The 15,190-nt window shown below is 68.2% G+C and carries 12 protein-coding genes; 4 read left to right on the top strand and 8 right to left on the bottom strand.

Going from position 1 to position 15,190, the window contains the following annotated elements; all coding sequences use genetic code 11:
- Nucleotides 1-18 precede the first annotated feature (18 nt).
- Nucleotides 19-603 carry a TetR/AcrR family transcriptional regulator gene (locus D476_RS0111240; RefSeq protein WP_017624049.1) on the top strand — a complete coding sequence of 195 codons (585 nt, stop codon included), beginning with the start codon at nucleotides 19-21 and terminating at the stop codon, nucleotides 601-603.
- 156 nt (nucleotides 604-759) lie between these two features.
- Here D476_RS0111240 and D476_RS37395 read toward each other — a convergent pair whose 3' ends face one another.
- Genes D476_RS37395 through D476_RS37385 form a run of 3 tightly spaced genes read right to left on the bottom strand, consistent with a single transcriptional unit; the run spans nucleotide 760 to nucleotide 4,209 of the window.
- The gene (locus tag D476_RS37395; RefSeq protein WP_152529318.1) at nucleotides 760-1,287 is read right to left on the bottom strand and encodes a hypothetical protein; all 528 of its coding nucleotides are present in this window, start codon (nucleotides 1,285-1,287) and stop codon (nucleotides 760-762) included.
- Nucleotides 1,281-3,854, bottom strand: coding sequence for a TPR repeat region-containing protein (locus D476_RS37390; protein ID WP_152529317.1), 2,574 nt, complete (start codon nucleotides 3,852-3,854; stop codon nucleotides 1,281-1,283). The genes D476_RS37395 and D476_RS37390 overlap by 7 nt, the downstream gene beginning before the upstream one ends.
- Nucleotides 3,855-3,882: 28 nt before the next feature.
- Nucleotides 3,883-4,209: a hypothetical protein gene (locus tag D476_RS37385; RefSeq protein ID WP_152529316.1), complete on the bottom strand. Its 327-nt coding sequence runs from the start codon at nucleotides 4,207-4,209 to the stop codon at nucleotides 3,883-3,885.
- A gap of 397 nt (nucleotides 4,210-4,606) precedes the next feature.
- Between D476_RS37385 and D476_RS0111235 the strand changes: the two genes are divergently transcribed.
- Nucleotides 4,607-5,785, top strand: a complete 1,179-nt coding sequence (locus D476_RS0111235; RefSeq protein WP_017624048.1) for a N5-glutamine methyltransferase family protein — start codon at nucleotides 4,607-4,609, stop codon at nucleotides 5,783-5,785.
- A gap of 78 nt (nucleotides 5,786-5,863) precedes the next feature.
- On the opposite strand, the gene D476_RS0111230 is transcribed toward D476_RS0111235, so the two are convergent.
- A complete protein-coding gene (locus D476_RS0111230; protein ID WP_017624047.1) occupies nucleotides 5,864-6,766 on the bottom strand; it encodes an alpha/beta hydrolase family protein in 903 nt (300 codons plus the stop codon).
- A gap of 104 nt (nucleotides 6,767-6,870) precedes the next feature.
- Here D476_RS0111230 and D476_RS0111225 point away from each other — a divergent pair, with 104 nt between their 5' ends.
- Nucleotides 6,871-7,440 (top strand): TetR/AcrR family transcriptional regulator, encoded by a 570-nt coding sequence (locus D476_RS0111225; RefSeq protein WP_017624046.1) that lies wholly within the window; start codon nucleotides 6,871-6,873, stop codon nucleotides 7,438-7,440.
- A gap of 326 nt (nucleotides 7,441-7,766) precedes the next feature.
- Here the strand turns inward: D476_RS0111225 and D476_RS0111215 are convergent, their stop codons facing one another.
- From D476_RS0111215 to D476_RS0111205, 3 genes are all read right to left on the bottom strand, one after another.
- The gene (locus D476_RS0111215) at nucleotides 7,767-8,060 is read right to left on the bottom strand and encodes a hypothetical protein (RefSeq protein ID WP_026123417.1); all 294 of its coding nucleotides are present in this window, start codon (nucleotides 8,058-8,060) and stop codon (nucleotides 7,767-7,769) included.
- A gap of 86 nt (nucleotides 8,061-8,146) precedes the next feature.
- Entirely contained in the window at nucleotides 8,147-9,472 is a 1,326-nt protein-coding gene (locus tag D476_RS0111210; RefSeq protein WP_017624044.1) for a protein kinase domain-containing protein, read from the bottom strand.
- Nucleotides 9,469-12,900: a protein kinase domain-containing protein gene (locus D476_RS0111205; RefSeq protein ID WP_017624043.1), complete on the bottom strand. Its 3,432-nt coding sequence runs from the start codon at nucleotides 12,898-12,900 to the stop codon at nucleotides 9,469-9,471. Before D476_RS0111205 ends, D476_RS0111210 begins: the two co-directional genes overlap by 4 nt.
- A 552-nt stretch (nucleotides 12,901-13,452) precedes the next feature.
- Between D476_RS0111205 and D476_RS0111200 the strand changes: the two genes are divergently transcribed.
- Nucleotides 13,453-14,358, top strand: coding sequence for an RNA polymerase sigma-70 factor (locus tag D476_RS0111200; RefSeq protein ID WP_017624042.1), 906 nt, complete (start codon nucleotides 13,453-13,455; stop codon nucleotides 14,356-14,358).
- Between the two features lie 104 nt (nucleotides 14,359-14,462).
- Here D476_RS0111200 and D476_RS32965 read toward each other — a convergent pair.
- The coding region (locus D476_RS32965; RefSeq protein ID WP_017624041.1) for a DUF7927 domain-containing protein at nucleotides 14,463-15,190 on the bottom strand (728 nt) is incomplete at its 5' end.

The raw sequence follows: 15,190 nt of genomic DNA, 5'->3' as shown, positions 1-15,190 counted from the left end.
GCGCCCTACAATCGCCCCATGCACCGCACCACCAGCGACCTATCGGACCTGTCGCCCACCGCGCGCCGGACCCGCAGGCTGATCGTCGAAGCCGCGGTCGAGACCCTGGCGGGGGACTCCTCGGCCACGCTGGCGCAGATCGCGGAGGCGGGGGATGTGAGCCGGTCGACGCTGCACCGGCACTTCACCGACCGGGCCGACCTGCTGGCGGCCGTCGACGAGGAGTGCCGCACCCGGTTCGCCCACGCGGAGGAGGCCGCCCGGCTGGGCGAGGGAGGGGCACTGAACTCACTGGACCGCCTGGCGCAGGAGTACCTGGGGTTGGGGTCGGTGCTGGGGCTGGTCTTCGCCGACAACGCCTTGATCGACCCGGACGCCTGGGAGGAGGGCGAGGAGCGGGTCCAGGCGCTGCTAGCCGTGATCGTGCAGGGCCAGGAGGCCGGCGAGATCGACGGGGAGCTGACGCCGGACTGGGTGCTCACGACGTTTTGGGTGATGCTGTTCGGCGCGTGGCTGTCCCTGAAGACGGGAACGAGCCGACGGGACGTGGGAGTGCAGCTGTCGAGGACCTTGCGCAGGGCTGTGGGGACAGGGGCGTCGTAGCGGCGGCCGACCCGTCGGCTGCGTCGGGCGGCGGATTATCTGGCCATGGGCATCCCGAGCCCCGCTGCGCGACCTCCTGATGATAGAGCTGGCCTGGGTCAGCCCACCAATCCGTACACGACCATCGGCTCGATAGCGCTGTTCGGAAGCCGAACTTCAGCAATCGTTTACATACCGATAATAATCATCCCTGTATTCTTCAATCGTATTGTGTGTTCCGAAATTTTCGTCCAAATATGAATCCATAATCTCATGGGGTGAGATTGACGTGCCGCAATAATCGACAGTGTAGGTGTACTCGAAGTCCGACAGGGCGCTCTTTGTCTCGTCGTGTTTCGGGGCGTCATTCACCCAGGAGTCGGGGTCTTGGGGATCTAGAGTATCATTGACGGTTAGCTTTCCATTTTCATCCTGGATGATTCCTCTACTCTTCAGGATATCGAAATTACGTTTCCCGAGTGACTTCAGGAACTCTTCTCCGCTATCTTCTTCGTGCTGCTCCGACTGGATCTTCAATGACGTCAACTGGAGTTGGGTGTAGACGTCACCTTCTTGGACGTTGTCGCCATTATTCTCGTCTGTGCGGTCAGGGCTCGCCTCACTATCGTCCTGTCCCCCTGAGCAGCCGAATGCGAGCAGTACTGAGAGCGTGGGTACGAGTATTTTCAGGCCGCGGATCACCATGGCCCTCCGTTCTGTGCTTCCCTCTTCTCCTTGTACTCTTCGTCGCTTACTCCATACTTATCCTTGATGTCCTCCTTCTTTCTTTCGAAATTATTTATGTACTGATCAGAATAATCTCGCCCGCTGTCTGTGTAACCTCCCGCGCTTGAGTCTGGTACTTCTACCCGGACCTCGACCAGATTGAGAGACTGATTGATGGCCCTGTCCACGTCTTCGCGTTCCTGGGCATCAAGTTCGTTCAACTTATTTTCGCTGATCTCAACGCGCAGTTCGCCATCACTGTCAGGGACGAGAATCCCTGCATCCTTGAGAGTCTCACGGTCTTTCTCGGACATGCGGTCGATATTTTCACTGTCACTTTCGATTGCGTTGTCAAGGACGATCAGATCTGATCGCGTCTTCATTCCTTGTCGGTCGAAAATGTTAGTTTCACGCTCTGACTGGTGGGGAGCTTCCTCGACGACAGTATCTACGATGTCCTCTGTTGCAAAATTGATAGCCCACTTTACTCCCATTCCGATAGGGGGATAAAGCGAGGCTGTGTCGGCTACTACGTTTGGTCCCATTGCAACCAAATTATCCTTTCGCTCCTTTGCCTCGTCGAGATCCATGTTCCGATCCAATGCATCATTTTGCAGGGCTGTCTCCATCATTCCGTTGAGACGCCCCACTCTATCGCCCGCGATTCCAGGTTCCCCGCTGGCCGCGCCAATGTCCATCATAATGGCCGAGTACTTGTTTGCAGTGTCCACGGTCTTTGCCGCAGTTTCAGTATCCCCCATGAGGAACTGCATGAAGTCGATGGAATTCTGCTCTTCCATTCCAATTCTGATTTGCGGGGTACCGTCATATCCTTCGGAGTGCTCGAAGGCGACGTCTCCGTTCCCAGTGGGGAATGCAAAACTGTCCACGTACCTGACAAAAATATCGCCGAGGCTGGAGGCCACCTCAGGATTTAGTGCGGTAAAGGACGCGTTCTCGTATGTAATCGGACCATCAGGAGTTTGTTCTGTTACAGTTTCACCGGTACTCACCAATTTCGCGAACATGTCTTCGCTTGTTATCTGCTCGACCAGTCCTGCGGCTGCCTCTCCAGCCCTCTCCCGCACACTAGGGAGATCGCTCAATGCGTCTTCAGCGATCCAGTCTGTAAGGCCAGAGACAGCTGCACCTTCATCCTCCCAGGAATAGGTGAACAGCCCTTCCAGCACCTCCTTGGTGTCCGTCTCGTACGTCCCACCATCTCCAGTAAGGATCGCGTGATTAGCCGATGTGTTCCTGGTCGATACGTCTACCAGCCCCTCAAGTTGTTCCTCGGTGGGAGCGTAGAATTCAGGCCAAGAAGCACGTCCCGGATTATGGTCGTTCATGAGTGTGTCAATGTTCGCTCCGACAGCCGCCGTGAGTTCCCGAGAGAATATGAACCCGCCTTGTGTATCATCATTAGACTCTCCAAGGATCACACTCAAGTTGCGCATATCTTCGCGCCAGTACTGCTCACCATCGACAAAGGTGAGATCTTCAACTCCTTCTTTCTGCTGATAGTAGGATGATTGTGGCCCGTAGACTGCGTTCGCCACAGAATCAGGAACGTACTTGAAGCTTCCACCCAGCGTCTCATCTGAAAGGACGAGAAGGCCTGTACCTATTCCTTCGACGAACCCCTGCCACTGCTCGTCGATGTTTCCAGATTCGTCGATAGCTCCCATGGCGCTGAGGCGCTCTGGGATACTAAGGACCCCTTCTGAATAACCTGTGCCCTCGCTGGTCGCAGTCGGCGGCTCGGCTTCAAGTTTTTCCAGCTCTTCGAAGAAGGACCGAAGGAAGCCAACTTCTTCTTCTGAAAGGTCTTCACCACGCTTTGCCTTTTCAAGGGCGCGCGCGTTAACGGCATTTAGAGCTGCAACAATCTCATAATATCGATCGTCGATCACTCGCCCGTCTTCGTCAAGGTATTGCTCCATCTCCTTCCCCATCTTTTTTCCGTCGCTGGCATCTATGGGGAGCGGCATTTCTGCTCCCAATATGTTATAGGGGAGCCACCCGATTCCTCCTTCCGTAACCAGGACCTCCATCGCTGATTCTGTGGGCCCTTGTCTGAGGAGATTCGAGCAGGCTTCAGAATCTTCCACAAGACCGGCCCACGCTTTTCCGGCGCGCCCGTTCAGCTCGCGTATCTCTGCATTGTATTTGATTACCTTGTCAATATCGCTTGTCTCGCCGGAATCACCTAGATAGCGAGTTTTAGCGTCTTCTGCCTCTCCTTTGAGATTGCTGATCGCGGTCTTGTAGTCCTCCAAGTGAGAGGACCACTTGTTCGCCACCCCTCCGGCGTGGACGACAGCCATTGCTGCGCTCTGCCATTTCGAAGCGTTGTAGATTCCCGCTGCTTTGATCTCGGACGCGATCATGTCGGTGAACTCGGCGGCGGTGTCCGAAAATTTACTTCCGACGTCCTCCCCGGATCCGGTTATCGTACCGAGGAGCTCGAGGATTTGGTCTGCTGCAGATTTTGCCTCGTCCGAAGTGGCGTCGGGAGATTTGTAATGAAATGAGAGTAGATGCATCTTGAATCCTCGTGGTCGGTGTTTGATATTATGCGTTTACTTGGCGACCTAGCAAGCCTCCAATGTTTGAATAGTCCGCACGTGCCTCTTCGTCTACGGTTTTTATATCACTGGCCGACTGGTCGACGCCAAAGGCGATCGACATCGCATGTTCCTCCATACTCTTCAATGTATTATCCCATTCCTCGGAATATTCTTCATAACCCTCGACACCCGGAAGCTTTCCTAGTTGATCTTTGGCATTCAACATTGCTTCGGTGAATTTTGCGGTTATGCCACTCAACTCTTCTGCCGTTTGCTTGGCAAGTTGATTCTTGTATGCCGCGTCAGCGAGATTGGCGCCTATTTCATCCATTCCTTTACCTCTAAGTCTGCTTGGAGTCGGCTCCTGGAGGGGGCAGAGGGGGCATCCTCGCCATGAGAGGTGAAACTACACCCTGTGGGTAACCGATTGCTGACAGGGAGCCTGTTCGGTCCGCTTCCGGCCACTGCTGAAGTGGAGGCACGCCCAGGGAGAGGACGGACCGACAGCAGGTGGGAGCTCTCTCCTCTGTGTAAGAATCGATCCACCTGATGGAAGGATCCCCCGTGGTCATGGGCTCGGTGCTCGGATGGTGCCGCTCCTGTGCTTCGGTGCGGGGGTGGCCCCTCCCGGGTGGTGGCTGAGGCTGTTCAGGCCGCCCCTGTCGTACTCCTGACCCCTGCATCGAAGCGCTGCTGGCTGTCGGCACCTTCGATCCCTGGAGTACTGCATGTCCACCGTCGCCTGGTCCGAGAGCGGGGCCTCCCTCACCGCCCTCTGGCGTTCCGAGAACTCCGCCCCCGCGCCCGCCCGGGTGGTGGTCGCCTCTGAGCGGACCACCGTGGACGCCGCCTACCGGCTCCTCCGCGCCGATATCGGGGTCCTGTGGCAGGGCGACTACGAGAACGGGCGCCAGCTCCTCCGTGCGCTCGACCGGCGGCACCAGCGTGAGCTGCAGAAGCGCTCCCGCCGGGGCGCGACCGGCAAGAAGGACGCTGCGGCGCTCTTCCATGAACACCGCAGCGCCCGTGCCGACCGGGCCCGGCTGCTCGGGCGGCTGCTCGTCGTCCTGGAGCCCGACCGGTCCCTGCGCCTGCACCGCGCGCCGGACGTGCGGGCGGCTTGCGTGCATGCCTATGGGGAGGGGAGCGAAGGCGCCGAAGAGCGGACGTGTGTCTCGCTCATGGAACTCGTCGGTGTGCTCAGCGCCTATGAATGGCACCTGAAAGGCGTCGAGGTCCCCCAACTCGGCGCGCGCATCCACCCGGCCTACAGCGTCTTCTCACCCACACGCAGCGAGTACCTGGACCTCGTCGCCCAGGCGCCGTTCCCCGAGGGGATCGAGCATCCGGCCGTGTACGACCTCGGCACGGGCACCGGCGTGCTCGCCGCCCTCCTCGTCCGGCGGGGTGCGAAGAACGTGGTCGCGACCGACATCAACCCCCGCGCCGTCGCCTGCGCCCGCGCCAACATGGAGCGGCTCGGGCTCGCCGACCGGGTGGACGTGGTCGAGGCCGATCCCTGGCCGGACGGGCGCGCCGACGTCGTCGTCTGCAACCCGCCGTGGCTGCCGGGGCAGCCCAGCTCGGACCTGGACCGCGCCGTCTACGACCCCGACTCGGCCATGCTGCACCGCTTCCTCGACGGTCTTGCCGCCCACCTGACCCCGGCCGGGGAGGGCTGGCTCGTGGTGTCGGACCTCGCCGAGCACGTGGGCCTGAGGACCCGTGCCGAACTCCTCGGCGCCATCGCCGACGCCGGGCTGTGCGTGGCCGACCGCCTCGACACCGCCCCGAGCCATCCGCGCGCCGACGACACCGCCGACCCCCTGCACGAGGCCCGGCGGCGGGAGGTCACCTCCCTGTGGCGGCTGGTGCCGGAGGGCGGGGCGAGGCCGTCGTCCACCTGAATCTTCAGTCCACCTGAAGCAGCGGCCTGAAGCGCCGGGGCCGCCGGGGCCGCACGGCATGGCCCCGGCCGACGCGGCCTACTTGTCGGACACGCTCCATGTGCCGTCGGCCCTCTGCGCGAAGGCGTTCCACGCGGTGCCGTCGACCTTGAGGGTGTCGAGCAGGTAGGCCGCGACCGCGTCGGCGACCAGGGCGACGCGGGCGGGGTCCTCGTCGGTGGTCTCGGCGGCCTCCTCGCCGACGATGCCGCCCAGGGAGTGCTCACCTTCGTCGATGGTCAGCAGGCTCTTGGGGGACGGGCTGAGGTGGTAGGCGTCGGTGAACCACTCCGGCCCGCGGGTGGAGAGCTGCGACCGGTCCTTGCCGCCCGCGATGACCAGGGTCGGAGCGGCCATGGTGGAGTAGTCCGGCCGCATGAACGGAAGGTGCTCGGCGGCGAACGGGGTGAGGGAGTCGCCGGTCCCGGTCGCGGCGATCAGCGCGCCCGCCGCGGCCGCGGGGTGGGAGAAGTCCTCACCGGGAGCGCCGTCGGCGTCGAACACGCGCGCGCCGAGGAGCGCGCCCGCGGTCTGCGCGCCCCAGGAGTGGCCGACGACGGCGGTGCGTTCGCGGTCGACGCGGTCCTGCAGGCCGTCGGCCTGGGCCAGGATGCCGTCGAGGCCGTCGAGGACCGCGTGGAGGTCGGCGATCCGGACCCGCCAGATGGTGGCGAAGCGCGGGTCGTCCCATCCGATGCCGTTGCGGCGGGAGTCCAGGTGGGTGGGCTGCACGACGGCGAACCCGGCGGCGGCCCACCGGTCGGCGAGGGGCGCGTACCCGTCCATGGACCAGGCGTTGCCGTGGGAGAAGACGATGACGGGCAGGTCGCGGCCGGCCGTCGGGGCGGTGACCTTCACCTGGAGGCCGGCGTCGCGGCCGGGGGCGGGGACGGTGATGGGCTTGACCGCGGTGATCCGCTGGCCGGGGCGGTGGGAGGGCATGGGGTACCTGTGCTTTCTCGCGTGGGGTGTTCTGCCGTACATTGACGGAACGATGTTCCGTCAATTTAGCGGAACAATGTTCCGCGAGCAAGGGGAGGCCCCACGTGCCCGAACCGGTCGGAGTACGCCAGGCACAGGCGCAGCGCACCCGCAGCGGCGTGCTGGAGGCCGCCGCGGCGGCCTTCGTGGACCAGGGGGTGCAGGCCCCCGTCCGCGACATCGCCGAACGCGCCGGGGTCGGCGTCGGCACCGTCTACCGCCACTTCCCGACCCGGGCGGACCTGGTCACCGCCGTCTACCGGCACCAGATCGACACCTGCGCCGCGCTCGCGCCCCGGCTGCTGGACGAGGCGGAGTCCCCGTTCACCGCCCTGACCCGCTGGGTGGACGCGTTCGCGGACTTCCTCGTGACCAAGCACGGCCTCGGCGCGGCTCTGGGGTCCGGCGACCCGGGGCTGGAGAACCTCCACGCCCTCATGCTCGACACCCTGGTCCCCGCCTGCGCGACACTGCTGGACGCCTGCACCGCCGCCGGGGAACTCCGCCCCGGCATCACCGCCTACACGTTCATGCGCGCCATCGGAAACCTCTGCATCACCGGCCCCGACTACGAGCAGGCCGACGCCAAGCGCATGGTCGGCGTCCTCTTGGACGGGTGCCGCGCGGCGCCTTAGGGCGTGTTCCCCGGATCGTTCTCGGCTCGCGACCACCAGAACGACGCTCGCTGCGCCGGGACGCCCGGACAACCGACCAGGATGGACGTCGCGCCCCGGCTTGCGAGCGCCGCCCGGACCCCCGCTGCGCCACCCTGGCGAAGCCGGCGCAGTAGGGGCGACGGCCGCTCGCTGATCGAAAAGCCTCCGAGAAACACGCCCGACAACTGACCGGTGAAAACCTCAGTACCGGCGTGGACAGCGCCGATCCCCTGGACGAGGCCCGGCGGCGGGAAGGCACCTCCCTGTGGCGGCAGGTGCCCGACGTCCCGTCCACGTGATCGCGCTCATTCGGGGATCGGCGAATCGTCGTCGAGTTCAGTGCGGGCGAAGCGGCGCTCCAGGTAGGCCCGGCGTGCCGCCGCGTGGGAGCCGTCCATCTGGGCGGCGAACTCTGCGCGGGCCGTCTCGATCAGCGAATCCGGGATGTTCGGGTGGGCGGCGGCGATGGCCCAGAGGGCACCTTCGGTCTCCATGTCCAGGCCGGTCTCCGAGTTCACGCCTCCGCCGTTGCGGACGGATTCCAAGGCGCCCTCGAAGTTGGCTCTGATCTCCTCTGGTGTGGGCGGTTCCAAACGCATGCTTCCTCCTGGAAGTGGGGGCGGCAGGTGCCGGGACGACAACGGAACCCGGTGGACGGCGGGAGAAGCCGCCCGCCGTCCACCGGTCAGGGGCCGGGGACGCCGGTGGCCTCCTGGAGGGCGTCGAGCATCTCCCTCGCGGTCGCGAAGCCGATCGCCGGGCGCTCCCGAAGGCCGTGGTCGACCACGTCGGCCAGGGCCCGCGGCACATCGGGCGCCCTCTCGCGGACGGGGACCGCCGGTGTCTGCAGCACGAGCTGCCACGGGTCCTTGCCGCGGGGGAAGTCGCGGGGCGCACGGCCGGTCAGCGCCGCGTACAGGCACGCGGCCATCGCCCACACGTCCACGGCCGGCGACGCGTTCTTGAAGTTCACCACCTGCTGCCGCGGCATGAAGTGCGGCTTGCCCGCCGCCGTCCCGGTGCGGGTCAGGCCGCTCAGCCCCGCCTGGTCGAAGGCTTTGGCCAAGCCGAAGTCGGCGATCTTGGCGACCGGGGCTCCGCCGCCGTCGGGGCGGTCGAGCAGGATGTTGGACGGGCTGAGGTCGCGGTGCACCACCCCCTTGGAGTGGGCGTACTCCAGCCCGCGCAGCGCCTGCACGGCCAGCGCGGTCGCCTCGTCGGCGGGGAGCCTTCCGCCCCGGGACGCCATCAGCCCGTCGAGGCCCCCGCCCGCGCAGAACTCCAACGTGAAGTAGAAGAGGCCGTCGGCGAATCCCGACGCGCGAAGCTCGGCGACGTTCGGGTGCCGCAGCGCCCCGGTCAACTCCGCCTCCCGCAGGAACCGGGCGCGGGCCTGGGCGCTCGCCGCCGCCCTGGGCAGCATCACCTTCAGCGCCACCTGCTCACCGGTCGCCTCATGACGGGCCAGGTAGACCGCGCCCATGCCGCCGCGCCCGAGCTCGCGCAGCACCGTGTACCCGGCGATGGCGGCAAGGTCGGCCCGCCCGCCGCGTGCCCGGTCCAGCAGGGCCCGCAGCGCCTTGACCGGGGACTCGCCCGGGGCGGCGGGCGGCGGCTCCGGTGCCTGTTCCTCCCGGCCGGCGCTCACCTCCACCCGGAGGACCGTCCGTCCCACCCTGATCTCGTCGCCGTCCTTGAGGTCGTGTTCGGGGAAGGCGACCGCCGCCGCCTCCTCCGGCGACTGGTCCCGCTCCCTGCGGCCGATCCGGACCCCGTTGACGTAGGTGCCGTTGAGGCTCCCGAAGTCGCGGATGCGCGCGTGCGGCGGGCTGATGTCGATCAGGCAGTGGTGCCGGGACACCGTCCGGTGGTGCTCGTCGTTCGGCAGCCGCGGGTCGCAGTCGTCGGCGCGCCCGAGGAGGCACGTGGTCCGCTCCTCGAACACCCATCGGGCACGATCGAGGCGGCCTTCGACCGCTTCCAGGGTGACGGCCGGGTTCGCCGGTGTCATGACAGCTCCCAGTCCAGTTCCCACAGGCGGGCGGTGCCGTCGCCGCTTCCGCTGAGGAGAAAGGCGTCGTCGGAGGAGAGTGCGAGGGAACCGACGATGGCGGTGTGCCCTTCGAGGACGCGGAGGAGTTCGCCCGCGTCGGCGTCCCACACATGGATCCCGCCGTCGAGGCTTCCGGTCACCGCGAAGCGGCCGTCGCCCGTGATGTGCAGCGCGCTGACCATCGTCGGCCCATGGGAGAAGGTGCTCAGGCGCTCGCCGGTCGACGCGTCCCACAACCGGAGTTCCGGGTCGGGCCCGGCGCTGAAGCTGACGGTGAGGGCGCGCCGACCGTCGTTGCTCAGGCACACCTTGTCCATGCGGAGCATCCCGTCGCCGTGGCGGAACCGCACCTGCTCCGTTCCGTCGCCGTCCCATACGACGACCTCGCCGTCGTCGCCGAAGGCGGCGGCCCTTCGCCCGTCGGGTGTGAGCCAGAATGAGCCCACCTTCTTCCCCGGTCCTTCCCGAGCCCAGAGGCAGGTGCCGGCCTCCACGTCCCACATGCGGAGCGTGTCGTCGTGGCAAGCCCCCAGAGCGCGTGTGCCGTCGCCGCTGAGATGCACCTGGGTTGCTCCCGGGCCCAGCAGCCCGCCGCCTCGGGGCGCTCCGCCGAGGGAGCCGGTGTTGAGGCTCGCCACCACGCGCGCGTCGGGACCGGTCTCCTGGATCTCGATGGTGAACAGGGAGACGGTCATCGCTCGCCGTCCGTCGGCCCTCAGGCCGATGCTCCCCAGGCGTTCTTTGGCGACCTCACGAAGAAGGGTCCCCTGGGAGAGGTCCCACAGGTGCGCCGTGTTCCCGCCCCTGGACATCCCGAACCTGCCGTCCGCCGAGATCGCGACGGCGTCGCCGGTCCGCGTCGGGCCGGAGAGCGTCCTGAGGGGTGATGCCGATCGGAGCCCGGTGCGGGGCACCGACGTTCCCAGGGCACGCCAGGCGGCCATCGCCCGGGGGGCGCGTTCGTGGCCGGGTACCGTGCGGGCCTTGGCGAGCAGTGGCACCGCGTCCGAAGGGCGGTGCTCGGCGATCGCGCGCTCCGCCCTGGCGACCAGTCCCTCCGCTTCGGCGCGCCGACGGTTCAGCTCCGTCTGCGGGCTGGGGCGGACGAGGTACGTCGTGGCGACCTGCGCCCCGGGCGGGCCCAGCTTCCAGCGGCGCATCGTGTTGTCCGCGCCCAGGGAGACACCGGCCCAACCGTCGGCGACGGTCTGTACGGCGACGACCGTGGCGCCGTGCCCGTCGAACGTTCGCAGGCAGCGGCCTCCAGCCAGGTCCCAGAAGCGGACCTTGCCGTCGTGCCCGCCGGTGATCGCCCGGTTCGCGTGGTCGTTGAGGGAGAGAGAGCCGATCTCGCCCACGCGCGAGGGGATCTCGGTCGTGCACCGCCCTGTGGCGGTGTCCCACACGCGGATGGCGTCGCCTCGGGATGCCGTGGCGGCCGAGCGGCCGTCGTGGCTCATCCAGGCCGCCGTGACGTTGTCGGAGCGGCCCTGGAGTCGGTGGAGGCCGCCGTCAGCGAGGTGACAGATCCACGAGGGGGCCGTTCCCCAGGAGGTCACGAGCGCCCGGCGGCCGTCACCGCTGAGCGTGACGCCGTACCCGGCGCCGTCCGCACGCCCGAGGTCGATCCTGCGTTCGGCCCGTCCCCGGCGGAAGTCCCACACCCACAGTTTCCACACGCCCCGGCTCTCTTCCACGACGGCGACGGCGGTCCGCCCCAGGGCGTCGATGCGTGCGTCCCCGGTGTCGGCCAGGTGCCCCTTGCCGGGGTCCGTGAAATCGTGGAGGCGGACGCCCTCCTCCAGGTCCCAGAAGCGGATTCCGACGCCTCTGTACGCGGAGACCGCGTATCGGCCGTCGGCGCTGACGTCGCAGGAACCGACCCCGAGCCCCCGGCCCTCCAGGGTTCGCAGACAGCGCCCTCCCACAAGGTCCCAAAGGCGCACGCCGCCATCGTTGCCCCCGGTCAGGGCGAGCCCTCCGTCCGGGGTGAGCCGCGCCGGCGGGTCCAGGGGCCGCATACGGGTGGAGTCGAAGGCCGAATGCCAGGGCACCTCGAACATGCCCTCGGCCTGTGAGTCGGGTGCGGTCCGCGAGCGCAGGGCCGCCCAGAGCGGCGCGTCCTCAGATGCACCGGGGTGTTCGCGCCCGTTCTCCTCCAGAAGCGCGCGGGCGGATCGGCGGTCGCCGCGCTCAAGGTGCACCTGCGCCAGCAGGTGTCGGACCCGTCCGGGCTCCCCGTCGCCGTCGCGCAGCGCCTCCACGCGTGAGAGCAGTCCCTCATCGGTCTCCTCGGCGCGGCGCCAGCGCAGCAGCCCGCGGTTGTAGGCGCTCGGGACGTGCCGCGGGTCGGCGGCCTGGGCCTCCTCGAACGCCGCGTCCGCGTCGCCCGTCCGGCCCAGGTCGAGCAGGGACAGAGCGCGGTTGTTGAGCTCGTCGGCGCGCAGGTCGGCGGCGACGGGGACAGGGCGCGGGTGGTCGTGCCCCAGCGCATCCCGGTAGGACTCCGCCAGCCCCTCGGCGACCTCGGCCATCGACCCGGGGCGCTGCGCCGGGTCCGTGCGCAGGCACCGTTCGAGCAGGGCCGCGGTCCGTTCGGGCAGGCCGACCGCCAGGGCGTCGGAGCCGCCCTCCTCGCGGACGGCCTCCAGCGCCGCCCCCGCGACCGATCCGGACATCCAGGTGATCCCGCCGGTGAACATCTCCAGCACGGACACGGCCAGGCTGTACACGTCGCTGCGGCGGCCCAGCGGGCGTCCTTCGGCCTGTTCCGGCGAGGCGTAGGCAGGGGTCAGCCCCCCGTTCGGGGCCACGGCACTCGCCTGGGGGCCGGCGGGCGCGGGCCCCGGGCCCGAGGCTGGGGGAGCCGTGCGGGCGCGCGCCAGGCCGAAGTCGGTGATCTTGGCGGTCCCGTCTTCGTCCACAAGGATGTTGGCGGGCTTGACGTCCTGGTGCACAAGGCCCTTGGAGTGGGCGTGGTCGAGGCCGCGCGCGGCCTGGATCGCGAGGTCGAGGACACGGGCGAGCACTCGGCGCGGGCCGCCCGCGTACAGCCTCCCGTCGTCGATCCGGTCCCGCAGGCTTCCGCCGCGCACGTACTCGGCGAACACCCGGGGGATGCCGTCGAGCACGCGGACGTAATGGCAGGCACAGACGTTCGGGTGGAGGCCCAGCCCCACCCAGGCCTCGGCCTCGGCGATGAAGCGCGCGCGCCCCGAGGCGTCGGTGAACATCTCGGGGCGCGGGCTCTTGACCGCGAGGTCGGCGCCCCAGCCCAGGTGCCGGACACGGTGGACGAGACCCATGGCGCCTTGCCCGTGCACCTGCGCGACCTCGTATCGGCCGTCGACCGTGTCACCGACCCGCCACGTCCGCGGTGCGCCCACGCGCCTCACCCATCCCTCCCGCCGTCGAACAGGCCGACCCTGCCCCAGCCGGAGGAGGAACGGGTGAAAACACGATGTCCGGACGGCGGCGGGGTCGTTGACGGGCGGTGGACGACCGTGCTCAGACCGGAACCCGGTGTCCGTTCCCTTTCGACCGGGCCCGGAGAATGTGAACGCGTTTCCGATCTCCGTGGCCATCTGCGTATTTCGAGAGTGGTCGAAGACCGTTGTGCGGTCGGTCCCCACGCGGTGATCATGAGTGCGTGGCCGGTCGCGATCACTGCGACGCGCGACCGGTGCGGTGGCGGAGACGGCGCCGGCCGATGGGGCGGCGCCGCGGGTGCGGGTCTGCCGGCCTCTCCTGGGACGGCTGATGGGGGCCGTCGACGGGGCTGCGGACCCGTGCCCGCGATTCCTCTCCCGTGCTCCCACCCCGGCGATCCGTCCTCGCCGGGGTGCACGCCCTCCTGGCCCGGTCGGCCCGGTGTGTCACAGTCGAGGGCGGTCCGGCGTCCCATGGGAAACGGCCGCGAGACGCGACAGGAGCACGCCATGCCCGAGCCCGAGGGTGACGCGACGGTGGACGCGGCGACGGAGGCGTTCGTCGAACACCGCAACCTGCTCTTCACCGTCGCCTACGAGATGCTCGGCTCGGCGGCCGACGCCGAGGACGTCCTCCAGGAGACGTGGATGCGCTGGTCGGGCGTGGACCTCGCATCGGTGCGGGACCGGCGCGCCTACCTGGTCACGATCACCACCCGCCAGTCCCTCACGCGCCTGCGCGCGCTCGGGCGCCGCAAGGAGAGCTACTTCGGCCCGTGGCTGCCCGAACCGCTGCTCACCGCCCCCGACGTGGCCGAGGACGTCGAGCTGGCCGACAGCATCTCCACGGCGATGCTGCTGGTGCTGGAGACGCTGGCGCCGACCGAGCGGGCGGTGTTCGTGCTGCGCGAGGTGTTCGACATCGGGTACGGGGAGATCGCCGAGGCGGTCGGCAAGTCGCAGGCCGCGGTCCGGCAGATCGCCCACCGGGCGCGGGCGCACGTCGCCGAGCGGCGCCCGCGCGGTGCCGCGTCCCCGAAGGAGACGCGGGCGGTGACCGACGCCTTCCGGCGGGCGGTGGAGACGGGGGACCTGCAGGGGCTGCTGGACACCCTGGCGCCGGACGTGGTGGTGCTGGCCGACGGCGGCGGCGTGAAGCAGGCGGTCTCCAAGCCGGTGGTGGGCGCCGACCGGGTGGCCCGCCTGTTCAAGATCGGCATGAGCCGGGTCGAGGGGACGCTGAGGATCGATCCGGTGCAGGTGAACGGGTGGCCGGGGCTGCTGATCCGCATGGGCGGGCAGATCGACAGCGTGCTGACGCTGCGGGTCGAGGACGGCCTGATCACCGGGATCTACAACGTCCGCAACCCGGAGAAGCTGTCCCGCTTCGGCGAGGAGACGGCCCTGGGGAGGTGAGGGGCCGAGGCGAGGGCGACGCGCCGGGGGCGGCCGCACGAGGCTGCACGAGGGGGCCCACGCCCGCGGCGTGGACCCCCGTGGGCCCCGGTGAGGGGGCTGTGTCAGGCCGACCGGCGCAGGTACGACGCCCGGAGCGCCGCCGTGCCGACGGCGATCAGGAGCGCGCCCGCGGCCAGCATGCCGGTGACCGCCCCGCCCGTCAGGGGCAGGTAGCCGCCGCCGTCCCCGTGGGGCGGGTCCGCCTCGTCCGGCGGAACCGGCTCGTCGGTCGACGGCTCGGGCTCCGGTTCCGGCTCAGGGCTGGGCGTGGGAGAGGGCGAAGGAGACGGGGCGGGCGGCACGACGTCCACCTCGGTGCCGCAGTTGGCGGGGTCGTCGCCCTCACAGCGGCCGTTCGGATCGTCCGTGGTGGCCGCGTTGGTGAGCTTCCCGTCGCCGCCGCCCAGGTCGCCGACGGTCGCCGTGTAGGTGAGCGTGACGGTCTGGCCGGGCTCCAGCGGGCCCGACCAGGTCAGTTCGGGAGCGCTGTAGGACACCTCTCCCAGGGGCGCGCCGTCGGCCGAGGCGGCAGCGTCCTCGTTGTAGGCCGCGTCGTCCAGGACGCCGCTCAGGTCGTCGGACACCACGGCCGGGTCGTCCTCGGTATAGGCCGCGCTGCCGGTGTTGGTGGCCGTGACGGTGTAGGTGACCGTGTCGCCCGGCTGCACGGGTCCGGCGGGGTCGACCGACTTGGCGACCTCCAGGGCGCGGTCCCTGATCACGACCGGGTGGTCCTCGACCTCGCCGCCGATGGTGCGTCCGGTCGGGGCGGGCGCGGCGTCTTCCGCGC

The sequence above is a fragment of the Nocardiopsis chromatogenes YIM 90109 genome (genome assembly GCF_000341185.1).
Lineage (GTDB): Bacteria > Actinomycetota > Actinomycetes > Streptosporangiales > Streptosporangiaceae > Nocardiopsis_A > Nocardiopsis_A chromatogenes.
The sequence above is the reverse complement of the archived record's forward strand: the minus strand, read 5'-3'. Positions and strand labels throughout refer to the sequence as shown.